The organism is Agrococcus sp. BE272 (assembly GCF_031457935.1).
Classification (GTDB): Bacteria; Actinomycetota; Actinomycetes; order Actinomycetales; family Microbacteriaceae; genus Agrococcus; species Agrococcus sediminis.
This window is the reverse complement of the sequence record NZ_JAVDXL010000002.1, coordinates 519,136-541,672: the sequence shown is the minus strand read 5'-3', so window position 1 is coordinate 541,672 and position 22,537 is coordinate 519,136. Positions and strand designations below refer to the sequence as shown.

Below are 22,537 nucleotides of genomic sequence, written 5' to 3'. Positions count from 1 at the left end.
AGCGCGCCACACGGGCCGCTCGGCACGGCGCGGGTCACACTGCCGCGAAGGGGCGGTCGGTCGCGCGCACGGGCGACGGCAGCGCCGTCTCGCCCTCGAGGTAGGCGTCGACCGAGGCGGCCGCGGCGCGGCCCTCGGCGATCGCCCACACGATGAGCGAGGCGCCGCGGCCGGCGTCGCCGGCGACGAAGACGCCCGGCGTGCCGGTCGCGAAGTCGGCGCCGCGCTGCGGCACACCGCGCTCGAACGGGACCTCGAGCGCCTCGCCGATCGACGCATCCGCCCCCGTGAAGCCGAGCGCGAGCAGCACGAGGTCGGCGGGGATCTCGCGCTCGGTGCCGGGCTTCGGGCGGCGCACGCCGTCGACGATCTCGGTGTCGGCGACCTTGAGCGCGCGCACCTCGCCCGCGGCGTTCGCGAGGAACTCGACGGTCGAGACGAGGTAGCTGCGCTCGCCGCCCTCCTCGTGGCTCGACTGCTCCTCGAAGAGCGTCGGATGCACGGGCCACGGCTGGTGCTCGGGCCGCTCGCTCGGCGGCTGCACGCCGATCGCGAGGTTCGTCACCGACAGCGCGCCCTGCCGGTGCGCGGTGCCGATGCAGTCGGCCCCGGTGTCGCCGCCGCCGAGGACGACGACGTGCTTGCCGGATGCGGTGATCTGGTTGGCGGGGACGGTGCCGGCGACCGCGCGGTTCTGCTGCACCAGGTAGTCCATCGCGAGGTGCACGCCGTCGAGCTCGCGCCCGGGGATGGGCAGCTCGCGGGCGACGGGGGCACCCGTGGCGACGACGATCGCGTCGAAGCGGTCGCGCAGCTGCTCCCACGTGATGTCGCGGCCGATCTCGACGCCCGCGCGGAAGCGCGTGCCCTCGGCCTGCATCTGGGCGAGCCGCGCCTCGAGCGTGCGCTTCTCGAGCTTGAAGTCGGGGATGCCGTAGCGCAGCAGGCCGCCGATGCGGTCGTCGCGCTCGTACACGGCGACCGTGTGGCCGGCGCGCGTGAGCTGCTGCGCCGCCGCGAGGCCCGCGGGGCCGGAGCCGACCACCGCGACCGTCTTGCCCGTGAGGCGCGCGGGCGGGTGCGGCTCGGTCCAGCCGTTCGCGAACGCCTCGTCGGCGATCGTCTGCTCGATCGACTTGATCGTCACCGCGGGCTGGTTGATGCCGAGCACGCACGACGACTCGCACGGCGCCGGGCACAGGCGCCCGGTGAGCTCGGGGAAGTTGTTCGTCGCGTGGAGCCGGTCGCTCGCGGCGCGCCCCTCGCCTCGCCACGTGAGGTCGTTCCACTCTGGGATGAGGTTGCCGAGCGGGCAGCCCTGGTGGCAGAACGGCACGCCGCAGTCCATGCAGCGGCTCGCCTGGCGCCGCAGCACCGCCTTGTCGCCCGGCTCGCCGATCTCGCGCCAGTCGAGGATGCGCACGGGCACCGGCCGCTTCTTCGGGAGCTCGCGCTCCGTCACCTTCAGGAAGCCACGAGGGTCAGCCACCGGTCACCTCCAGGATCCGCCGCCAGATGTTGTCCGAGTCGGGGTCGACCCCCTGCGCCTGCGCGTCGAGGCGGATGGACTGCACCATCGCCCAGTCGCGCGGCACGATCTTCGAGATGCCCGCGAGGCCGGAGTCGAGCACCGCCTGCGCCACGGTCGAGCCGGTCAGCTCGACGTGCCGGGCCAGGATGGCGCGCAGCTCGATCTCGTCCTCCTCGCTCGGCTGCTCGACGCGCAGCTCGCCCTGGTGGAACGAGTCCTGGTTGAGCAGCCGCTCGTCGAGGTCGAGCACGTAGGCGACGCCGCCCGACATGCCGGCGCCGACGTTGCGGCCGGTGGAGCCCAGGATGACCGCGGTGCCGCCGGTCATGTACTCGAGGGCGTGGTCGCCCGCGCCCTCGCAGACCGCGGTGGCGCCGGAGTTGCGCACGAGGAACCGCTCGCCGACGATGCCGCGCAGGTACAGCTCGCCGCTCGTGGCGCCGTAGCCGATGACGTTGCCGGCGATCACGTTCTCCTCGGCGACGAGCGCCGCGTCCTCGGGCGGGCGCACGGTGATGAGGCCGCCGGAGAGGCCCTTCCCGACGTAGTCGTTGGCGTCGCCGATGAGGCGCAGCGCGATGCCGCGCGGCACGAAGGCGCCGAGCGACTGGCCGGCGGAGCCGCGGAGCGTCAGGTCGACGGTGCCGGGCTCGAGGCCCCGCGCGCCGGCCCGCAGCGTGACGGCGTTGCCGAGCATGGTGCCGACCGCGCGGTCGGTGTTGGCGATCTCGAGGTCGAGCTCGAGCCGCTCCCCCGCGTCGATCGCGCGCTCGAGCTGCGCGAGCAGCCGGCTGTCGAGCTGCTCGTCGAGCTCGTGGTCCTGCGCGGTCGTGCGCCGGGGCGCGCCGTGCGCGCCGTCGGGCTGCGCGAGCACGGGCGCGAGGTCGAGCCCGTCGGCCTTCCAGTGCGCCACCGCCCGGTCGACCTGCAGCAGGTCGCCGCGGCCGACCGCCTCGTCGAGGGTGCGCAGGCCCAGCGACGCGAGGATCTCGCGCACCTCCTGCGCGATGAACTCGAAGAACTGCACCACGAACTCCGGCTTGCCCGTGAAGCGCTGCCGCAGCACCGGGTTCTGCGTCGCGACGCCCACCGGGCACGTGTCGAGGTGGCAGACGCGCATCATGATGCAGCCCGAGACCACGAGCGGCGCGGTCGCGAAGCCGAACTCCTCGGCGCCGAGCAGCGCGCCGACGATGACGTCGCGGCCGGTCTTCAGCTGGCCGTCGACCTGCACGCTGACGCGCTCCCGCAGGCCGTTCACCATGAGCGTGTGCTGCGTCTCGGCGAGGCCGATCTCCCACGGGGTGCCCGCGTGCTTCAGCGAGTTGAGCGGGCTCGCGCCCGTGCCGCCGTCGTGGCCGGAGACGAGCACGACATCCGCCTTCGCCTTCGCCACGCCCGCCGCGACCGCGCCGATGCCCGACTGCGACACGAGCTTGACGTGCACGCGCGAGCGCGGGTTGGAGCGCTTCAGGTCGAAGATGAGCTGCTTGAGGTCCTCGATCGAGTAGATGTCGTGGTGCGGCGGCGGCGAGATGAGGCCCACGCCCGGCGTCGCGTGCCGCGTCGAGGCGACCCACGGGTACACCTTGCCCGGCGGCAGCTGGCCGCCCTCGCCGGGCTTCGCGCCCTGCGCCATCTTGATCTGGATGTCGTCGGCGTGCGTGAGGTACATGCTCGTCACGCCGAAGCGGCCGGAGGCGACCTGCTTGATGGCGCTCCGCCGCTCGGGGTCGAGCAGCCGCTCCTCGGTCTCGCCGCCCTCGCCGGTGTTCGACTTCGCGCCGAGCCGGTTCATCGCGATCGCGAGCGTCTCGTGCGCCTCCTGCGAGATGGAGCCGTAGCTCATCGCGCCGGTCGAGAAGCGCTTCACGATCTCGGAGACCGGCTCGACCTCGTCGATCGGGATGGGCTGGGCCGCGTCGGTGCGGAGGCCGATGAGGCCACGCAGCGTCTTGAGCTCGGCCGCCTGGTCGTCGACCATCCGCGTGTACTCGCGGAACACGTCGTAGCGCCCCGTGCGCGTCGAGTGCTGCAGCTTGAAGACCGTCTCGGGGTTGAACAGGTGCGGCGCGCCGTCGCGGCGCCACTGGTACTCGCCGCCGGTCGCGAGGCGCTCGTGGGCGAGCGGCGCGCGCTCGTCCGGGTAGGCGGAGCGGTGCCGCAGCCGGTTCTCCTCGGCGATGACGTCGAGGTCGACGCCGCCGAGCGGCGAGTGGGTGCCGGTGAAGTAGCGGTCGACGAGCTGCTGCGAGAGGCCGATCGCCTCGAACGCCTGCGCGCCGCCGTAGGAGCCGACGGTCGAGATGCCCATCTTCGACATGATCTTCGTGACGCCCTTGCCGAGCGCCTTGATGAGGTTGCGCACCGCGGTGTCGACGTCGGCGCCGAGCTGGCCGGTGAGGGCGAGCTGCTCGGCGGTCTCCATCGCGAGGTACGGGTTGACGGCGCTCGCGCCGTAGCCGATGAGCAGCGCCACGTGGTGCACCTCGCGCACGTCGCCGGCCTCGACGACGATGCCCGCGCGCATGCGGGTGGATGCGCGGATGAGGTGGTGGTGCACGGCGCTCGTCATGAGGAGCGTCGGGATGGGCGCGAGCTGGTCGGTCGAGTCGCGGTCGGAGAGCACGATGAACTGCGCGCCCTCGGCGATCGCCTCGTCGACCTCTCGGCACATCGCCTCGAGCCGCCGCTCCATCGCCTCGGGCCCGTCGTCGACGCGGTAGAGCCCCTTCACGACGACCGTGCGGCGGGAGCCCGGCGTGCGGTCGATCGAGCGGATCTTCGCCAGCTGGTCGTTGTCGATCACGGGGAAGTCGAGGATGATCTGGCTCGCGTGGGAGGGCGTGGCCGTGAGCAGGTTGCGCACGGGGCCGAGCCCCATCGACATGCTCGTCACGATCGACTCGCGCAGCGAGTCGAGCGGCGGGTTCGTCACCTGCGCGAACGCCTGCTTGAAGTAGTCGAACAGCAGCCGCGGCCGCTCGGCGAGCACCGCGATCGGGGTGTCGGAGCCCATCGCGCCGAGCGGCTCGGCGCCGGTCTTCGCCATCGGCGCGATGAGGATCCGCACCTCCTCCTCGGTGTAGCCGAAGGTGCGCTGGCGGCGGGTGACGGATGCGGCGGTGTGCGCGACGTGCTCGCGGTCGGGCAGGTCGGCGAGGTGGATGCGGCTCGACTCGAGCCACTCGCCCCACGGCTCCATCGCGGCGAGCTGCTGCTTGACCTCCTCGTCGGGCACGAAGCGGCCCGCCTCGGTGTCGATGAGGAACAGCCGGCCCGGCTGCAGGCGCCCGCGGCGCACGACGCGGCTCGGCTCGATCGGCAGCACGCCGGTCTCCGAGGCGAGCACGAACAGCCCGTCGGAGGTCTCGAGCCAGCGCCCGGGGCGCAGGCCGTTGCGGTCGAGGGTCGCACCGACGAGGCTGCCGTCGGTGAAGCTGATCGCCGCCGGCCCGTCCCACGGCTCCATGAGCAGCGAGTGGTACTCGGCGAAGTCGCGCAGCTCCTGCGGCATGTCGGGCTGGTTCTCCCACGCCTGCGGGACCATCATCATGATCGCGTGCGGGAGCGAGCGGCCGGCGAGCGTGAGCAGCTCGAGCACCTCGTCGAACGAGGCGGAGTCGCTCATGCCGGGCGTGACGATCGGCTTCAGCGGCCGCAGGTCGCCGAGCAGCTCGCTCGCGAGCTGCGACTCGCGCGCGCGCATCCAGTTGCGGTTGCCCTCGACCGTGTTGATCTCGCCGTTGTGCGCGATCATCCGCAGCGGCTGCGCGAGCGGCCACGACGGGAACGTGTTCGTGGAGTAGCGGGAGTGGACGATCGCGAGCTTCGTCTCGAAGCGCTCGTCGGAGAGGTCGGGGTAGAACGGCTCCAGCTGGAGCGTCGTCACCATGCCCTTGTACGTGATGGTGCGGCTCGAGAGCGACGGCAGGTACTCCCCCACCTCGCGCTCGACGCGCTTGCGCAGCCGCCACGCGAGCCGGTCGAGCTCGATGCCGGCCACGGGCGAGCCGGCCGACGCGACGAAGACCTGCTCGATCGCGGGCATCGCGCTGCGGGCGAGCTTGCCGAGCGCGTCGGGCACGGTCGGCACCTCGCGCCAGCCGAGCACCCGCAGGCGCTCCTGGCCTGCGATCTCCTGCAGCTGCTCCTTCACGCGCGCGCGGTGCGCGTCGTCGAGCGGCAGGAAGGCGAGCCCGGCGGCGTACGCCCCCGCCTCGGGCAGCGGGAACGGCACCGAGGCCCGCAGGAACGCATCCGGCATCTGCGTCAGGATGCCGGCGCCGTCGCCGGTGCCCGCGTCGGATCCGACCGCGCCGCGGTGCTCGAGGTTGCGCAGCGCGTCGAGCGCGAGCGCGACGATATCGTGGCCGGCGGTGCCGCGGGTGGTCGCGACCATGGCGAGGCCGCACGAGTCGCGCTCATGGCGCGGGTCGTACATGCCCGTCGCCGCGGGCGCGCCCATCCCCTGGAACCGGTCTCCCCCGAACGGGGGCTCGCTGGATGCTCGCATGGTGCTCCTTCAGCTGCTGCTGCGGTGGGAGCGGGACGCCGTCGGCCCGCGGCGCGCGAGGAGCGCGCAGGACTACCTGGTGACGACCGCGGGATCTGCGGCGGGCTCGGCCTCGTCCTGGGTGCGGGACTCGGGGAGCTCGGTGTAGACATCCGAGTCTACGCCCTCCTGCGTGCCCGGCTCGCGCCCTGGCTGCCACGGCGAGGGCTCGAGGCCCGGGTGGCGTCGCGTCTGCACGATCCAGACGACGAGTCCGACCGCGATCGCGAGGAACGCCATCCACACGTTGATGCGGATGCCGAGGATGAGCTCGGACGGGTCGACGCGGATCGTCTCGAACATCGAGCGGCCCACGCCATACCAGATGAGGTAGAGCGCCACGAGGCGGCCCCACTGCACGTCGCGCCTGCGGTCGATCCACAGCAGCAGCGCCGCGCCGAGCACGTTCCAGACGATCTCGTAGGCGAACGTCGGGTGGAACAGCGTGCCCTCGGGCAGGCCCACCGGGAACGCGGGGTTGGTCGCCTCGATCTCGAGGCCCCACGGCAGCGCGGTGGGCTGGCCGTACAGCTCGTGGTTGAACCAGTTGCCGAGCCGGCCGAAGGCCTGCGCGAGCAGCAGCCCGGGGGCGAGCGCGTCGACGAAGGTCGTGAACCGCAGGCCGGTCTGGCGGCAGCCGATCCAGATGCCGATCGCGCCACCGATGAGCGAGCCGAAGATCGCGATGCCGCCCTCCCAGATGTAGAGGGCGCTCAGCGGGTCGCGGCCGGGGCCGAAGTAGTCGTCGGGGTGCGAGACGACGTGGAACACCCGCGCGGCGACGATGCCGAGCAGCACGGCCCAGACGGCGATGTCGATGACGTACCCGGCCTCGACGCCGCGCTGGCGCAGGCGCCAGCCGGTGAGCACCGCGGCTACGACGATGCCCGCGAGGATGCACAGCGCGTAGGTCTGGATGCCCCAGCCGGCGGGCACGAACGTCAGGCCGATGCTGTGCAGCCACTGCCCGACCGGCACCTGCTGCCACTCGGGCGGCGGGCTCGGGATGCTCTGGAGGAGAGGTGTCACGCGGAAGCGCCCTTCTCTGTGCTGTGGGTCGGCGTGCCAGCGGCCGGCGCTGCGTCCGCGACCGCGGCGCCCGCGGCGGCCGGGCCGTCGTCGAGTGTACCGGCGGCGAGCGAGGCGGCGAGCTCGCGGACGGCGGGCACGCCGCCGGCGCCGAGCGCCCGCACGAGCGCCGAGCCGACGATCGCGCCGTCGGCGTAGGTGAGCACGTCGCGCACCTGCTCGGCGGTCGAGATGCCGAGGCCGACGCACCGCAGCGCCTCGGTGCCGACGGATGCGGCGCGGGCGGCGATGCGGTCGGCGAGCGCCCGCGCGGCGAGGTCGACGTCGTTCCGCGCACCGGTCGTGCCCATGGTCGAGACGGTGTAGACGAAGCCGCGCGAGCCAGCGACGGCCGCGTCGATGCGCGCGTCGGAGGAGGACGGCGCCGCGAGGAACACTCGGTCGAGGTCGTGCCGCTCGGCGGCCTCGAGCCAGTCGCGGCCGTTCTCGGGCGTGAGGTCGGGCGTGATGAGGCCCGCGCCGCCCGCGGCGGCGAGCCGCTCGGCGAAGCGGTCGACGCCGTAGCGCAGCACCGGGTTCCAGTAGGTCATCACGAGCACCGGCGCGCTCGTGCGGGCGGTGATCGCCGCGACGGCCTCGAAGAGCTCCTCGAGGCGGAAGCCGCGCTCGAGGGTCGACTGGGTCGCGGCCTGGATGACCGGGCCGTCCATGCCGGGGTCGGAGTAGGGCACGCCCAGCTCGATCGCCGTGCAGCCGGCCTCGGCGATCGCGACGGCCGCCTCGATGCTCGTGGCGAGGTCGGGGAAGCCGACCGGCAGGTAGCCGATCAGCGCGCGGCTGCCGCTCGCGCGGATGGCGTCCTCGGTGCGGCTCACAGCTGCTGCGCCCCTTCGTCGAGCAGGTGGAACCAGCGCCCGGCGGTCGCGACGTCCTTGTCGCCGCGGCCCGACAGCGACACCAGCAGCGTCGAGCCCGGCTGCTCCTTCGCGAGCCGCAGCGCGCCCGCGATGGCGTGCGCCGACTCGATGGCGGGGATGATGCCCTCGGCGCGCGTGAGCGCGAGGAACGCATCCATCGCCTCCGTGTCGCTCACCGGCTGGTACTCGGCGCGGCCGAGGTCGTGCAGCCACGCGTGCTCCGGGCCGACGCCCGGGTAGTCGAGGCCGGCCGAGATCGAGTGCGACTCGAGCGTCTGGCCCTCGTCGTCCTGCAGCAGGTACGTGCGCATGCCGTGCAGCAGCCCCGGCGCGCCGCGCTCGATCGAGAGCGCGTGGCGGGCGGTCTCGGCGCCGTCGCCGGCCGCCTCGAGGCCGATGAGGCGCACGTCGGCGTCGTCGAGGAAGGCGTGGAAGATGCCCATCGCGTTCGAGCCGCCGCCCACGCACGCGAGCACCGCATCCGGGAGCCCGCCGGTGAGGGCGATCGTCTGCTCGCGCGCCTCGTCGCCGATGGCGCGGTGGAAGTCGCGCACCATCTCGGGGAACGGGTGCGGGCCGGCGACGGTGCCCATGAGGTAGTGGGTGCTGTCGACGTTCGCGACCCAGTCGCGCAGGCCCTCGTTGATCGCGTCCTTCAGCGTGCGGGAGCCGCTCTTGACCGGCACCACCTCGGCGCCGAGCAGCCGCATGCGGGCGACGTTGAGCGCCTGGCGCTCTGTGTCGACCTCGCCCATGTAGACGACGCACTCCATGCCGAACAGCGCGGCCGCCGTCGCGGTCGCGACGCCGTGCTGGCCGGCGCCGGTCTCGGCGATCAGGCGCGTCTTGCCGAGCCGCTGCGCGACGAGCGCCTGCCCGAGCACGTTGTTGATCTTGTGGCTGCCGGTGTGGTTGAGGTCCTCGCGCTTCAGCAGGATGCGGGCGCCGGCCTGCTCGCTGAGCCGCGTCGCGTCGGTGAGGAGCGACGGGCGGCCGGTGTAGTCGCGCGACAGGCGCGCGAACTCGGCCTGGAAGGCGGGGTCGGCCTTGCACTCGGCGTAGCACTCGGCCAGCTCGTCGATCGCCGCCATGAGCGGCTCCGGCATGAAGACGCCGCCGTAGGCGCCGAACCACGGCCCGTGCTGCTCCCGCAGCGACGGGGACTGCTGCGATGCGCTCATGCTGCCCTCCCGAACTCCGCGACGCGCGACTCGGGGTCGCCGTCGGTGACCAGTGCCTCGCCGACGAGCACGGCGTCGGCGCCGTCCTGCCGGTAGCGCGCGACGTCGGCAGCGGTGCGCACGCCCGACTCCGCGACCGCGACGGTGCCCGCGGGGATGCGCGCACGCAGCTCGGCGAAGCGCTCCGGGTGCATCGCGAACGTCTTGAGGTCGCGGGTGTTGACGCCGAGGATGCGCGCCTCGGCACCGAGGGCCGCGTCGATCTCGTGCTCGTCGTGCACCTCGACGAGCACCGACAGGCCGAGGCCCTCGGCCTCGCGGTGCAGCTGCCGCAGCCGCGCGGGCTCGAGCGACGCGGCGATGAGCAGCACGAGGTCGGCGCCGAACGCGCGCGCCTCGAGCAGCTGGTACTCGTCGGCGATGAAGTCCTTGCGCAGCACCGGCACCGAGACCGCGGCGCGCACGGCGCGGAGGTCGTCGAGGGAGCCGAGGAAGCGGCGCTCCTCGGTGAGCACGCTGATGGCGCTCGCGCCGCCGGCGGCGTAGCGCGCGGCGAGCGATGCGGGCTCGGGGATGTCGGCGAGCGGGCCCTTCGAGGGGCTCGCCCGCTTCACCTCGGCGATGATGTGGGGACCCGGCGAGTCGGCCTTCGGCGTGCCGAGGATCCGGGCGGCGTCGAGGGGCGCGGGCGTGCGCTCGGCGATCGCCTGCAGCCGCTCGAGCGGCAGGCTCTCGCGGCGTCGCGCCGCGTCCTCGAGCGCGCCCGCGGTGAGCGCGTCGAGCACGCTCAGTGGGCCGTCGGCCCGTGGCCGGCCCGCGTCAGGATCGGCCACAGCACCGCGCCGATCACGAGCAGGCCCGCGCTCGCCCACACGAGCATCGGCATGTCGAGGAAGAAGAACAGCGTGCCGAGGGTGATCGCGACGAGCATGACGATGACGCTGATCCACGCGGCGCGCGAGTTGCCGTGGCCGGGGTCGACGAACGCGGGGTCGTAGTCGGCGATGTGCAGCTCGGCTGCGTGGTCGTCGGTGATGCCGGTGCGTGCGCTCACGGTGCTCCTCAGGTCGATCTGCTCGGCGCGCGCCGCGCGCCTGCCTCGAGTCTACCGAGTCGGGTCCTCGCCGTCGTCCATGGCGTCCCACGCGAGCCCGGAGCCCGTGCGCTCGTAGCGGGCGGTGCGGGGCGCCCGCGCGGGCCACCGGTGCGCGGTGAGCAGCACCCAGACGCCGGCGAGCGCGGCGAGCGCGCCGCCCGCGATCGCGGCGCTCGACCAGCCGGTCGTCGCGAGCTCGGCGACCTCCGCCTGCTGCGCCGTGCCTGCGAGGCCCGTCGCCTCGGCGACGAGCGCTTCGAGCGCGGGCCCGACCCCGGCGACCGCGCCCGCGGCGTGCACCGCCATCAGCACGCCGAGCGCGAGCGCGAGCGCTCCGAGCACCAGGCGCCAGACGCGGCCCGCGAGCGGCAGCACGAGCGCGAGCGCCACGGTCGCGAGCGACAGGATCGTCAGGCCGCCGGCGATCTCCTGCCCCGCGGTCGCGAGCATCCGCCCGTCGACGAGCGCGACGGTCGCCCACGGCTGCGTGGCGCCGAGCAGGCCGAGCGCGCCGGCCACGAGCAGCGCGAGCACCGCGACGACGCGGCCGCTCGGCGCGCGCCGGGGGCCCGCCTCGCTCACGGCCGGTGCCGCATGGTGGAGGCGACCGCCACCGCGCGCAGGGGCGCCGCGGCCTTCGCCCGCACCTCCTGCAGCTCGGCGTCGGGGTCGCTGTCGGCGACGAGCCCCGCGCCCGACTGCACGTGCGCGACGCCGTCGCGCATCGTGACGGTGCGGATCGCGATCGCGAGGTCGGCGTCGCCCGCGAGGTCGAGCCAGCCGACCACGCCGCCGTAGACGCCGCGCTGCGCGGGCTCGAGCTCGTCGATCAGCTCGAGCGCCCGCGGCTTCGGCGCGCCCGAGAGCGTGCCGGCCGGGAACGTCGCGCGGAAGGCGTCGACCGCGGTCGCGTCCTCGCGCATCCGGCCCTCGACGGTCGAGACGATGTGCATGATGTGGCTGAAGCGCTCGATCGCCATGAGCTCGGTCACCGCGACGGTGCCCGGCACGCAGACCTTCGCGAGGTCGTTGCGGGCGAGGTCGACGAGCATCACGTGCTCGCTGCGCTCCTTCGGGTCGGCGAGCAGCTCGTCGGCGAGCGCGCGGTCTGCGACCGCGTCGTCGCCGCGCGGGCGGCTGCCGGCGATCGGATGCATCGTGGCGCTGCCGTCGTGCACCGTCACGAGCGCCTCGGGGCTCGACCCGACGACGGCGTAGGCGCCGCCGTCGGCGTCCTCGAGCGAGAGCAGGTACAGGTACGGCGAGGGGTTCAGCATGCGCAGCACGCGGTACACCTCGAGCGGCTCGGCGTCGGTCTCGAGGTCGAAGCGCGCCGAGAGCACCACCTGGAAGACGTCGCCGTCGACGATGTGCCGCTTCGACGTCTCGACCATGGCGCGGAACGCGTCGGCGGCGACCCGTGCCCGCGCGTCGGGGGCGGCGCCGCGGTCGAGGGCCGCGACCGAACCGGGTGCGTCGCGCTGCAGGCCGGCCTCGAGCGCGTCGAGCCGGTCCTGCGCGTCGCGCCACAGCGCATCCGCGCCCTCGTGCCCGTCGTTCAGGACGTTCGCGACGAGGTGCGCGGCGCCCGTGCGGTGGTCGAGCACCACGAGCGAAGCGGCGAGCGACATCGCGATCGCCGGCACGTCGACCTCGCGCGCGGGCGGCTGCGGCAGGCGCTCGAGCTCGCGCACCGCCTCCCAGCCGATGTGGCCGATGAGGCCGCTCGTGAGCCGCGGGAGGCCCTCGATGCGCGGCGTCGCCCAGCGGCGCAGCACGTGCTCGACGGTCTCGAGGCCGGTGCGCGGCGCGTCATCCCCGAGCAGGCGCTCGCGGCTGACGCGGTCGGAGCGCCACTCGACGCGGTCGCCGTCGGCCGTGAGCGTGCCGAAGGACTCGACGCCCACGAACGAGTAGCGGTTCCACACGCCCTGCTGCGCCGACTCGAGCAGGAACGTGCCCGGTCGACCGGCGGCGAGCCGGCGATAGACGCCGACGGGCGTCTCGGCGTCGAGGAAGACCTCGCGCACGACCGGCACGACCCGGTGCGCCTCGAGCAGCGCCTCGAAGCCGGCCCGGTCGGTGGAGCCGGTCACGGCCGCTCCCCCAGCTCGATCGGCGTGAAGAAGCACGAGCGGGCGCCGGTGTGGCACGCGGGCCCCGTCTGGTCGACCCGGATGAGCAGGGCGTCGCCGTCGCAGTCGAGCGCGATCGAGCGCGGCACCTGGATGTTGCCGGAGGTGTCGCCCTTGCGCCAGTACTCCTGGCGCGAGCGCGACCAGAAGGTCACGCGGCCCTCGCTCGCCGTGCGGCGCAGCGCCTCGTCGTCCATGTAGCCGACCATCAGCACGTCGCCGGTGGCGTCGTCCTGGATGACCGCGGCCACGAGGCCGTCGGCGTCCTTCTTCAGCGGCGCGATGCGCATCCCATCCTCCGTCGGCGTCGCCGTCATCGCACCGTCACCCCCGCCGCGCGCATCGCGTCCTTGACCTCGCCGATCGTGCACTGGCCGCTGTGGAAGATGCTCGCGGCGAGCACCGCGTCGGCGCCCGCCTCGACCGCGGGCGCGAAGTGCGCCGGCTCCCCCGCGCCGCCCGAGGCGATCACCGGGGTCGTCGCCACCGCGCGCACCGCGCGCAGCAGCTCGAGGTCGAAGCCCTGCTTCGTGCCGTCCGCGTCGATCGAGTTCACGAGCAGCTCGCCGACGCCGCGCTCGACGCCCTCGCGCGCCCAGGCGAGCGCGTCGAGCCCCGCGCCGCGGGAGCCGCCGTGCGTCGTCACCTCGAAGCCCGAGGGCTGGTCGGCGGCGCGCCGCACGTCGAGCGACAGCACGAGCACCTGCGAGCCGAAGTCGGCCACGATGCGGTCGATGAGCCCCGGGTCGCGGATCGCCGCGGAGTTGACGCCCACCTTGTCGGCGCCGTGCGCGAGCAGGCGCGCGACGTCGTCGCGGCTGCGCACGCCGCCGCCGACGGTGAGCGGGATGAAGATCTGCTCGGCGCAGCGCTCGACCACCTCGAGCATCGTGCCGGCGTCCTCGACGGTCGCCTTCACGTCGAGGAAGGTCAGCTCGTCGGCGCCCTGCTCGGCGTAGCGCGCGGCGAGCTCGACCGGGTCGCCCTGGTCGGTGAGGCCCTGGAACTGCACGCCCTTGACCACCCGGCCGTGCGCGACGTCCAGGCAGGGGATGACGCGGGTCGCGAGCACGTCAGATCCGAGCCGCGTGGATGCGCGTCACGATGATCGCGCGCGCCCCGACGTCGGCGAGCGCGTCCATGATGTGGTTGGTCTCGTCGCGGCGCACCATGACGCGCACGGCCGCCCACTCGGGGTCGTGCAGCGGGCTCACGGTCGCGCTCTCGAAGCCCGAGGCGACGCCGATGGCCGCGTCGAGGCGCGAGCGCTCGATGTCGTAGTCGACGAGCACGTAGTCGCGCGCCACGATGACGCCGTCGAGGCGCCGCTTGAGGGTCGCCATGCCAGGCTTCTCGGCACCGCCGGCGCCGTTCGAGATGAGCACGGCCTCGCTCGAGAGGATCGGCTCGCCGAAGACCTCGAGGCCCTGGGCGCGCAGCGTCGCGCCGGTCTCGACGACGTCGGCCACGGCATCCGCCACCCCGAGCCGCACGGCTGACTCGACGGCGCCGTCGAGGCGCACGAGCTCGGCGCGCACCCCGTGCCCGGCGAGGTGCTGCTCGACGAGCCCGGTGTAGGAGGAGGCGATGCGCACGCCGGCGAGGTCGGCCGCCGAGCCGAAGCGGCCCGCGGGGCCCGCGAAGCGGAACGTCGAGTGCGCGAAGCCGAGGCCCTGCACCTCGACGGCGTCGGAGCCGGAGTCGAGCAGCAGGTCGCGGCCGGTGATGCCGACGTCGAGCGCGCCCGAGCCGACGTAGGTGGCGATGTCGCGCGGCCGGAGGTAGAAGAACTCCACCTCGTTGCGCGCGTCGACGACGATGAGCTCCTTGCCGTCGCGGCGGCCGCGGTAGCCGGCCTCCGCGAGCATCCAGGCGGCCGTCTCGGCCAGCGAGCCCTTGTTGGGCACGGCGATCTTGAGCATGGGTTCCTTCACGACTGACGTGTGCTGCTGCGAACGGGGTGCGACGCGTCAGAGATGTCGGTAGACGTCCTGGAGCGTGATGCCCTTCGCGAGCATGAGCACCTGCAGGTGGTACAGCAGCTGCGAGATCTCGATGGCGGCGTCCTCGTCGGTCTCGTGCTCGGCGGCCATCCAGACCTCGGCCGCCTCCTCGACGATCTTCTTGCCGATCGTGTGCACGCCCGCGTCGACGGCGGCGACGGTGCCGGAGCCCTCGCGGCGCTCGGCGAGCGTCTGCTCCAGCTCGGCGTACAGCTCGTCGAAGGTCTTCACCGGTCCAGGCTACCGGGCTGCGGGGCCGCGGCCAGGCGGAGGGCGTGGATGCGCTCGGCCGGGTCGGCGTGCCCGTAGACGGCGGAGCCGGCCACGAAGACGTCGGCGCCGGCGGCCGCGGCGATCGGCAGGGTGTCGGCGGTGATGCCGCCGTCGACCTGCAGCGCGAGCTCGATGCCGAGCTCGTCGGCGCGCCCGCGGAGCTCCTGGAGCTTCGGCATCATCTCGGGCATGAACGACTGCCCGCCGAAGCCGGGCTCGACCGTCATGACGAGCACCATGTCGAACTCGCGCAGGTGCTCGAGCACGTCGTCGACGGCGGTGCCGGGCTTCAGCGCGATGGCCGCCCGCGCGCCGCGCGCCCGCAGCTCCCGCGCGAGCGCGACCGCGTCGCGCGTGGCCTCGGCGTGGAAGGTGACCGAGTCGACGCCGTCGATCGCGTACTGCAGCGCCCACGTGTCGGGGTCGTCGATCATGAGGTGCACGTCGATGGGGAGGCTCGTCACCTCGGCGATGCGCTGCACCATGGGCAGGCCGAACGTCAGGTTGGGCACGAAGTGCGCGTCCATGACGTCGAGGTGCACGCCGTCGGCGCTCGCGATGCGCTCGAGGTCGCGCTCGAGGTTGACGAAGTCGGCCGAGAGGATGCTGGGGTGGATCCTGACCATGGGCTCCAGCCTATCGACCGGCCGGTGCCGCCTCGGCCACGGCCGCGTCGGGGGCGGTCGTCAGCAGCTGCACGAACATGGCGTCGGTGCCGTTGCGGTGCGGCCACAGCTGCACCGCGTCGCCCGTCTCGCCCAGCTCGATGCCCGGCGAGAGCTCGCGCACCACGGCGCGGGTGTCGACGGGCACGAGCCCGAGCGCCGCGGCCCGGTCGACGACCGCGCGCGTCTCGGCGAGGTGCGGCGAGCAGGTCACGTAGGCGATGAGGCCGCCGGGCGCGACGGCGCGCGCGGCCGCCTCGAGCAGCTCGCCCTGCAGCGCCGCGAGGCCGGGCACGTCGGAGGGCTGCTTGCGCCAGCGCGCCTCCGGGCGCCGGCGGAGCGCCCCGAGGCCCGTGCACGGCGCGTCGAGCAGGATCCGGTCGAAGGCGCCCTCGGTCTCGCCCCGGCCGTAGCGGCGGCCGTCGCCCGTGACGACCTGCGGCCGCGGCTCGATCGCGCGCACGGCCTCGCGGACGAGCCTCGCGCGGTGCGGCCCGACCTCGTTGGCCTCGAGGCGCGCGCCCGACGCCGCCGCCTCGGCGGCGAGCAGCGCCGCCTTGCCGCCGGGGCCCGCGCACAGGTCGAGCCACCGCTCCCCCGCCGCGACGGGGCGGGCGCGGCTGAGCGCGAGCGCCGCGAGCTGTGAGCCGGAGTCCTGCACCCGCCAGCTGCCGTCGGCGATCTGCGGCAGGCGCGCGGGGTCGCCCGGAGGCGCGACGCGGCCGATCGGGCTCGCGGTCGCCGGCAGGTCGAGGTCGGCGGGATCGGCGAGCCCCGGCAGCGCGACGAGCTGCACGGCGGGCGGGTCGTTGTCGGCGGCGAGCAGCGCGCCGAGCTCGTCGGCGGCGCCCTCGCGGTCGAGCGAGCGCCGGAGCGCCCGCAGCACCCAGGCGGGGTGGCCGGTCTCGAGCGCGAGCCGCTCGTCGTCGGCGAGCCCTGCCGTCAGCCGCGCGAGGCGCTCCTCGGCGGGCACCTCCGCGAGCCGGCGCAGCACCGCGTTCGCGAAGCCGGCCCTGCCGCGGTGGCGGCCGAGCAGCGCGACCGTCTCGTGCACGGCGGCGTGCGCCGGGGTGCGCATGCGGCTGAGCTGGTGCGACCCGATCCTGAGCGTCGCGAGCGTCGTCGGGTCGATCTGGTCGATCGGCCGGCCCGCCGCGTCGGCGATGAGCGCGTCGTGCTGCCCCTGCCAGCGGAGCGTGCCGTAGGCGAGCTCGGTCGCGAACGCCGCGTCGGCGGGCGTGAGCCGCGCCTCGCGGATGCGGGCGGGCAGCAGCAGGTTGGCGTAGGCGTCGTCCTGGTCGACCGCGAGCACCACGTCGCGCGCCACCTCGCGCGCGCCGGGCGCGTGCTGCCGCTCCTGGCTCACGACGCCACCTCGAAGTCGGCGCTGCCGCCGCGGCCGCGCAGCCAGTCGGCACCCGGCATCGGCCGCCGCCCGGCAGGCTGCACCTCGCGCAGCTCGAGCGGGGCGCTGCCGGTGCCGACGATCGCGGCGCGGCCCGCGAGCACCGCCCGGCCCGGCGGCATGGGCTCCGCGCCTGAGCGGGCGAGCGCCAGCAGCTTCACGCGCTCGCCGTCGACGACCGCGTGCGCGCCGGGCTCGGGCGTCACGCCGCGCCAGCGCGCGAGCACGGCGGGCGCGGTGGCGGCGAGGTCGAGCGCGCCGTCGGCGAGCGTGAGCTTCGGCGCGAAGCTCGGCGCCCCCGTCTGCTCCTCGAAGACGGCGGTGCCGGCCTCGATCGCGTCGACGGCCTCGACGAGCTCGTGGGCGCCGAGCTCGGCGAGCTGCTCGAGCAGGGCGCCCGCGGTCGCGCCCTCCGGGATCCCGGCCTCGCGCATCCGCACCACCGGTCCCGCGTCGAGCGCCTCGACGAGCCGGAAGACGCTCACGCCCGTGACACCGCGGCCGTCGATGAGCGCGCGCTGCACGGGCGCGGCGCCGCGGTAGTCGGGCAGCAGCGAGAAGTGCAGGTTGATCCAGCCGTGCGCCGGCGCCGACAGCAGCGGCTCGCGCACGAGCCCGCCGTACGCCACGATCACGCCGAGCTCGGCACCGAGCGCCTCGATCGCGGTCGTCGCCGCGGCGTCGAGGCGGTCGGCCTCGATCACCGGCAGCCCGAGCTCGGCGGCACGCGCCGCGACCGGCGTCGACGTCAGCACGCGCCTGCGGCCCTGCGGCGAGGCGGCGCGCGTGACGACGGCGGCCACCTCGTGGGCGCGCGCGAGCGCCTCGAGGCTGGGGACGGCGGCGGCGGGGCTGCCGGCGAAGACAATGCGCATGGGTTCCGTTCGCGTGGGGGTCAGAGGCCGTCGAAGGGCTCGGGATCATCCAACCGGATGCGGAGCCGGGGCGGCGCCCCGGGCTTCCTGGGCCGGGCAGCCGCGGCGAGCACCCGCCCGCGCGCGACGCCCGCGACGCGCGCGCCGTCGGCGTACGCGAAGCGCACGATGGCGCGCTCGAGCCGGTCGCCCGGCGCGCCCTCGGCCGGCACGGGCCCGAGCACGTCGAGGTGCTCGATGCCGGCCAGCGCCTCGAGCGCCTCGGCGACGGCGTCCGGGTGGCCCACGACGGATGCGGTGCGCACGGCGGGCGGGAACCGGAGGCTCCGGCGCTCGGCGAGCTCGGCCTTCGCGAACGGCACCGTCGTGTCGCCGGTCAGCGCGCCGACGGTCGGGCCGATGACGCCGGCGAGCACGACCGTCGCGCCCTCGGCGGCGAGCGCGCGCGCCGTCGCCCACTGGCGCACCGCCTCCTCGGCGACCCGGAGGCCCTCGCGGGCGAGCAGCGAGTCGCCGTCGAGCAGCAGCACGGCGCCGTAGCCGCCGTCGGCGATCGGCTCGGCGCCGCGCGTCGCCACGACGATGCGCGGCCGGGCGTCGATCGTGAGCCGCTCGTGCTCGCCGTCGGCGACGACGACGGGCACGCCGGGGATCGCGCGGCCGAGCTCCTCGGCGATGCGCGTCGAGCCGCGGCCGACCTCGACGAGCCGGGCGCCGTGGCAGGACGGGCAGCGCCAGGCCGCCGCGAGGCGTCCGCAGAGCCGGCAGCCGGGCTGGGCGCCGCGCGTGCGCTGGCCGAGCGGGCCGCCGCACGCGGCGCAGCGCGCCCGGGTGCCGCAGTCGCCGCAGCGCAGGCCCGGCGCGTGGCCGGGCCGGGCGACCTGCACGAGCACGGGGCGAGCGGCGAGCGCCTCCCTCGCGGCGTGGAAGGCCGCCGCGGGCACCCGCCGGCCGTCGTCGGCGAGCGCGGTCGGCAGCACGCGCACGCGGTGCGCGCCGACCCGCTCGTGCTCGAGGAACCCGACCTCGACGAGCCGCTCGGCGTCGGTCGAGCGCGCGTGCCCGGCGATCACGAGCGCGCAGCCCGTCTGCCCCTGCCGCACGAGGGCCGCGTCGCGCGCGTGCACCCACGGCGAGAGCGGCTCGGCGAGCAGCGGGTCGCCGTCCTCCCAGACGACGAGCAGGCCGAGGTCGGCGGCCGGCGCGTAGACGGCCGAGCGCGGCCCGATGATCGCGAGGCCGCCCCCGTCGACGCAGCGCAGGAAGCCCGCGTAGCGCTCGGGGTTGCGCTGCCGCGCATCGAGCTCGACGACGCGCTCCTCGCCGACCGCCGCCTCGAGCGCGAGCCGCAGCTGCCGCTGCTCGCGGTGGTCGGGCACGACGAGGATCGCCTGCTCGCCGCGCTCGACGGCCTGCCGGGCGAGCCCGGCGAGCGCGACCGCCCAGCGGCCCACCCACGCCGTGCCGCCGCCGGCGACCGGCACCTCGGCGACGCCCCCGGCGCACTCGAGCGCCACCTTGCGGCGCGCCTCGACGAGGCCCGGCAGCAGCGGGGCGGATGCGTCATCCGGCTCGGGCGGCGCGTCCGGCTCGGGCGGCTCGGGCGACGCGGTCGGCTCGGCGGCGCCCTCGGTCGCGGCCGGCTCGGCAGCCTCCGCCGCGGCGCCCTCCGCCGCTCGCGCGAGCCACGCCTTCTCGACCCGGGCCTGGCGGCCGGGGATCGCGACGCGCAGCACGTCGGCGGCGCCGCCCGCGGCGCGGTCGGCCACGGCGCGCGCGAGCGCCCAGACCTCGGGCCGCAGCACGGGGACGGGCGACACCACCGCCTCGACGTCGGCGACCTCGCCCTCCCAGGCGCGCGCATCCGCCACCTCGACGACGTAGCCCGCCGCCGTCCGGTCGCCGCGCAGCGGCACGCGCACGCGGACGCCGGGCGCGACGCCCTCGAGCGCGGGCGGGATGCGGTACTCGAACAGCCGGTCGAGCTGCGGCAGCCGCGAGTCGACGACGACCCGCGCGTACCGCGCCGTCACCGGAGTCAGAGCCCTGCGGCGGCGCGCAGGTCGTCGACGCGGTCGAGCCGCTCCCAGGTGAAGTCGGGCAGGTCGCGGCCGAAGTGCCCGTAGGCCGCCGTCTGGCGGTACTTGGGCTTGCGCAGGTCGAGGTCGCGCACGATCGCGCCCGGCCGCAGGTCGAACACCTGCTGGATGGCCTCACCGATCGCCGCGTCGTCGAGCACGCCGGTGCCGAACGACTCGACGTAGAGGCCGACGGGCTGCGCCATGCCGATCGCGTAGGCCGCCTGCACCTCGAGCCGCTTCGCGAGGCCTGCGGCGACCGCGTTCTTCGCCACCCAGCGCAGCGCGTAGGCGGCCGAGCGGTCGACCTTCGACGGGTCCTTGCCGCTGAACGCGCCGCCGCCGTGGCGAGCGGCGCCGCCGTAGGTGTCGACGATGATCTTGCGGCCCGTGAGCCCCGCGTCGCCCTTCGGGCCGCCGGTCAGGAACGAGCCCGAGGGGTTGACGATCGCGCGCATCGCGCTCGTGTCGAGGCCGAGCTCGCCCATGACGGGGTCGATGATGTGCTCGACCACGGCGGCGCGGATGTCGTCGTTCGTGACCCCGGGCGCGTGCTGCGTCGAGACGAGCACGGTGTCGACGCTGACCGGCCGGAAGCCGTCGTAGCCGATCGTGACCTGCGTCTTGCCGTCGGGCCGCAGGAAGTCGATCTCGCCCGAGCGCCGCACCGCGGCGAGGCGCTCGGCGAGCCGGTGCGCGGCCCACGCGGTCGCGGGCATGAACGAGGGCGTCTCGTCGGTGGCGAAGCCGAACATGATGCCCTGGTCGCCCGCGCCGTCGCGGTCGAGCGGGTCGACCGAGCCGTCGCGCGCCTCGACCGCGGTGTCGACGCCGGTCGCGATCTCGGGCGACTGCTCGCCGATGGACACGGTGACGCCGCACGAGTTGCCGTCGAACGACACCTCGCTCGAGTCGTAGCCGATGTCGACGATGACGCGCCGCGCGACGGAGGCGATGTCGACGTAGCCGGTCGTGCGCACCTCGCCGGCGACGTGCACGAGGCCGGTCGTGACGAGCGTCTCGACCGCGACGCGCGCCTCGGTGTCCTGCGCGAGCATCGCGTCGAGGACGGCGTCGGAGATCTGGTCGGAGATCTTGTCGGGGTGACCCTCGGTCACCGACTCCGACGTGAACAGCCTGAGGCTCACTGGGGCTCCTGTGCGGTGTCTGCGGCGCTCGGCGCGGGGAGGCGCTCGGCGATGGTGTCGATGATGGCGCGGGCCACCGACGCCTTGCTGCCCGAGGCGTCGGCGACGACGCCGGAGGCGTCGAGGACGCGGATGCGCGTCTCGACGTCGCCGAAGCCCGCGTCGTGGCCGACGCGGTTGACGACGAGGAGGTCGGCGCCCTTCCGGGCGAGCTTCTCGCGGCCGCGGCGCAGCAGCGCCTCGTCGTCGGGCTCGGTCTCGGCGCCGAAGCCGACGACGAGCCCGTCCCTCGGCGCACGGGCGAGCTCGGCGAGGATGTCGGGGTTGAGCGACAGGACAATCGTGGGGGCGTCGCCCCACGACTCCTTCGACCGCTTCTCGTCGGCGACGCCGTCGACGCGGTAGTCGGCGACCGCGGCGGCCATCACGACCACGTCGGCGTCGGCGCGGGCGAGCATCGCGTCGCGCAGCTGGGCGGTCGTCTCGACGGCGACGAGTTCGACGCCCGCGGGCGGCGCGACGTCGAGGTTGGCCCCGATGAGCACCACGTCGGCGCCGGCGGCGTGCGCGGCTGCGGCGAGGGCGACGCCCATCGCGCCGCTCGAGCGGTTGCCGAGGAAGCGCACGGGGTCGATGGGCTCACGGGTGCCGCCCGCCGAGATGACGACGCTGCGGCCCGCGAGCGGGCGCGGCTCGGCCGCCGCGGCTCGGGCGACCTCGAGGGCCGCGGCGACGACGTCGGCCGGCTCGGCCATGCGGCCGAGGCCGCGGTCGCCGCCGGTGAGCTCTCCCGCGACGGGCCCGACGACCGTCACGCCGCGCCCGGCGAGCGTGCGCACGTTGGCCTGCGTCGCCGGGTGCTCCCACATCTCGGTGTGCATCGCCGGGGCGATCACGAGCGGTGCGCGGGAGGCGAGCACGGTGGTGCCGAGCAGGTCGTCGGCGAGGCCGGTCGCGAGCTTCGCGATCGTGTTGGCGGTCGCCGGCAGCACCATGATGAGGTCGGCCGACTGGCCGAGCGCGACGTGCCGCACGGCGGCGACGTCGTCGAAGACCTCGTCGGAGACGGGGTTGCGGCTGAGCGCCTCGAGCGTCGGCCGCCCGATGAAGCGCAGCGCCGACGCGGTCGGCACGACGTGCACGTCGTGGCCCGCCTGCACGAGCTCGCGGATGGCGAGCGCGGCCTTGTACGCGGCGATCCCGCCGGAGACGCCGACGACGACGCGCATCAGGCCGAGGCCACCTCGTCCTTGGTCAGGACGAGCTTGTCCCGGTGGATCTCGTGCAGGGCGACCGAGAGCGGCTTGTCCTCGATCGTCGCGTCGACGAGCGGGCCGACGTTGTCGAACATCGAGCCCTCGTGGATGTCGGTGTAGTAGTCGTTGATCTGGCGCGCGCGCTTCGACGCGAAGATGACCAGCTGGTACTTCGAGTCGACCTTGTCGAGCAGCTCGTCGATCGGCGGGTTGATGATGCCCTTGGTGCGCATGGGTGCCTCCTGCGACTCGTGGTGGTGCGGGCGCCGCCCGCGAAGATCGTGCGCCGACACGGCGCAATCCACCATCCTATCGCGCGCTGGAGCTGGGAGCGACGGTCCTTTCGGACCGTCGCCGCGACGCCAGCGCCGGGGCCCGTCCCGGGCCCCG

20 protein-coding genes are annotated in these 22,537 nt (G+C 74.9%); all 20 read right to left on the bottom strand.

The genetic code is table 11. The features are described 5' to 3' along the window. Positions 1-34: 34 nt before the first annotated feature. The 20 genes from J2X49_RS09015 to rpoZ all read right to left on the bottom strand — a co-directional run bounded on the left by J2X49_RS09015 (position 35) and on the right by rpoZ (position 22,380). Positions 35-1,489 carry a glutamate synthase subunit beta gene (locus J2X49_RS09015; RefSeq protein ID WP_310125160.1) on the bottom strand — a complete coding sequence of 485 codons (1,455 nt, stop codon included), beginning with the start codon at positions 1,487-1,489 and terminating at the stop codon, positions 35-37. Then, positions 1,482-6,047, bottom strand: a complete 4,566-nt coding sequence (gene gltB / locus J2X49_RS09010) for a glutamate synthase large subunit (RefSeq protein ID WP_396131158.1) — start codon at positions 6,045-6,047, stop codon at positions 1,482-1,484. Before gltB ends, J2X49_RS09015 begins: the two co-directional genes overlap by 8 nt. Before the next feature lie 72 nt (positions 6,048-6,119). Then, positions 6,120-7,115: a prolipoprotein diacylglyceryl transferase gene (gene lgt / locus J2X49_RS09005; RefSeq protein ID WP_310125157.1), complete on the bottom strand. Its 996-nt coding sequence runs from the start codon at positions 7,113-7,115 to the stop codon at positions 6,120-6,122. Further along, positions 7,112-7,990 carry a tryptophan synthase subunit alpha gene (gene trpA / locus J2X49_RS09000; protein ID WP_310125154.1) on the bottom strand — a complete coding sequence of 293 codons (879 nt, stop codon included), beginning with the start codon at positions 7,988-7,990 and terminating at the stop codon, positions 7,112-7,114. The genes lgt and trpA overlap by 4 nt, the downstream gene beginning before the upstream one ends. Beyond that, positions 7,987-9,213 (bottom strand): tryptophan synthase subunit beta, encoded by a 1,227-nt coding sequence (gene trpB / locus J2X49_RS08995; RefSeq protein WP_146356176.1) that lies wholly within the window; start codon positions 9,211-9,213, stop codon positions 7,987-7,989. The genes trpA and trpB overlap by 4 nt, the downstream gene beginning before the upstream one ends. Then, complete coding sequence (trpC, locus tag J2X49_RS08990) at positions 9,210-9,998, bottom strand: indole-3-glycerol phosphate synthase TrpC (RefSeq protein WP_310125151.1); 789 nt, start codon at positions 9,996-9,998, stop codon at positions 9,210-9,212. The genes trpB and trpC overlap by 4 nt, the downstream gene beginning before the upstream one ends. 2 nt (positions 9,999-10,000) lie before the next feature. Next, entirely contained in the window at positions 10,001-10,219 is a 219-nt protein-coding gene (locus J2X49_RS08985; RefSeq protein WP_128189717.1) for a DUF6704 family protein, read from the bottom strand. A gap of 99 nt (positions 10,220-10,318) precedes the next feature. Next, complete coding sequence (locus J2X49_RS08980; protein ID WP_310125148.1) at positions 10,319-10,891, bottom strand: Trp biosynthesis-associated membrane protein; 573 nt, start codon at positions 10,889-10,891, stop codon at positions 10,319-10,321. Beyond that, positions 10,888-12,405 (bottom strand): anthranilate synthase component I, encoded by a 1,518-nt coding sequence (locus tag J2X49_RS08975; RefSeq protein ID WP_310125146.1) that lies wholly within the window; start codon positions 12,403-12,405, stop codon positions 10,888-10,890. Before J2X49_RS08975 ends, J2X49_RS08980 begins: the two co-directional genes overlap by 4 nt. Continuing rightward, on the bottom strand, positions 12,402-12,734 hold the full coding sequence (hisI, locus tag J2X49_RS08970; RefSeq protein WP_310125144.1) for a phosphoribosyl-AMP cyclohydrolase: 333 nt from the start codon (positions 12,732-12,734) through the stop codon (positions 12,402-12,404). Before hisI ends, J2X49_RS08975 begins: the two co-directional genes overlap by 4 nt. A 23-nt stretch (positions 12,735-12,757) precedes the next feature. Further along, on the bottom strand, positions 12,758-13,516 hold the full coding sequence (gene hisF / locus J2X49_RS08965) for an imidazole glycerol phosphate synthase subunit HisF (protein ID WP_128189704.1): 759 nt from the start codon (positions 13,514-13,516) through the stop codon (positions 12,758-12,760). A gap of 1 nt (position 13,517) precedes the next feature. Next, positions 13,518-14,366 carry an ATP phosphoribosyltransferase gene (gene hisG / locus J2X49_RS08960; protein WP_128189703.1) on the bottom strand — a complete coding sequence of 283 codons (849 nt, stop codon included), beginning with the start codon at positions 14,364-14,366 and terminating at the stop codon, positions 13,518-13,520. 48 nt (positions 14,367-14,414) lie between these two features. Beyond that, complete coding sequence (locus tag J2X49_RS08955; RefSeq protein ID WP_128189702.1) at positions 14,415-14,678, bottom strand: phosphoribosyl-ATP diphosphatase; 264 nt, start codon at positions 14,676-14,678, stop codon at positions 14,415-14,417. Next, positions 14,675-15,346: a ribulose-phosphate 3-epimerase gene (gene rpe / locus J2X49_RS08950; protein WP_128189701.1), complete on the bottom strand. Its 672-nt coding sequence runs from the start codon at positions 15,344-15,346 to the stop codon at positions 14,675-14,677. Before rpe ends, J2X49_RS08955 begins: the two co-directional genes overlap by 4 nt. Before the next feature lie 10 nt (positions 15,347-15,356). After that, complete coding sequence (locus J2X49_RS08945; protein WP_310125135.1) at positions 15,357-16,751, bottom strand: transcription antitermination factor NusB; 1,395 nt, start codon at positions 16,749-16,751, stop codon at positions 15,357-15,359. Then, the gene (locus tag J2X49_RS08940) at positions 16,748-17,665 is read right to left on the bottom strand and encodes a methionyl-tRNA formyltransferase (RefSeq protein ID WP_310125133.1); all 918 of its coding nucleotides are present in this window, start codon (positions 17,663-17,665) and stop codon (positions 16,748-16,750) included. The genes J2X49_RS08945 and J2X49_RS08940 overlap by 4 nt, the downstream gene beginning before the upstream one ends. Positions 17,666-17,685: 20 nt before the next feature. Beyond that, positions 17,686-19,698: a primosomal protein N' gene (locus tag J2X49_RS08935; RefSeq protein WP_310125130.1), complete on the bottom strand. Its 2,013-nt coding sequence runs from the start codon at positions 19,696-19,698 to the stop codon at positions 17,686-17,688. A gap of 5 nt (positions 19,699-19,703) precedes the next feature. After that, a complete protein-coding gene (gene metK / locus J2X49_RS08930; protein ID WP_310125126.1) occupies positions 19,704-20,891 on the bottom strand; it encodes a methionine adenosyltransferase in 1,188 nt (395 codons plus the stop codon). Next, positions 20,888-22,120, bottom strand: a complete 1,233-nt coding sequence (gene coaBC / locus J2X49_RS08925; protein ID WP_310125124.1) for a bifunctional phosphopantothenoylcysteine decarboxylase/phosphopantothenate--cysteine ligase CoaBC — start codon at positions 22,118-22,120, stop codon at positions 20,888-20,890. Before coaBC ends, metK begins: the two co-directional genes overlap by 4 nt. Beyond that, positions 22,120-22,380 (bottom strand): DNA-directed RNA polymerase subunit omega, encoded by a 261-nt coding sequence (gene rpoZ / locus J2X49_RS08920; protein WP_128190043.1) that lies wholly within the window; start codon positions 22,378-22,380, stop codon positions 22,120-22,122. Before rpoZ ends, coaBC begins: the two co-directional genes overlap by 1 nt. Positions 22,381-22,537: the final 157 nt, after the last annotated feature.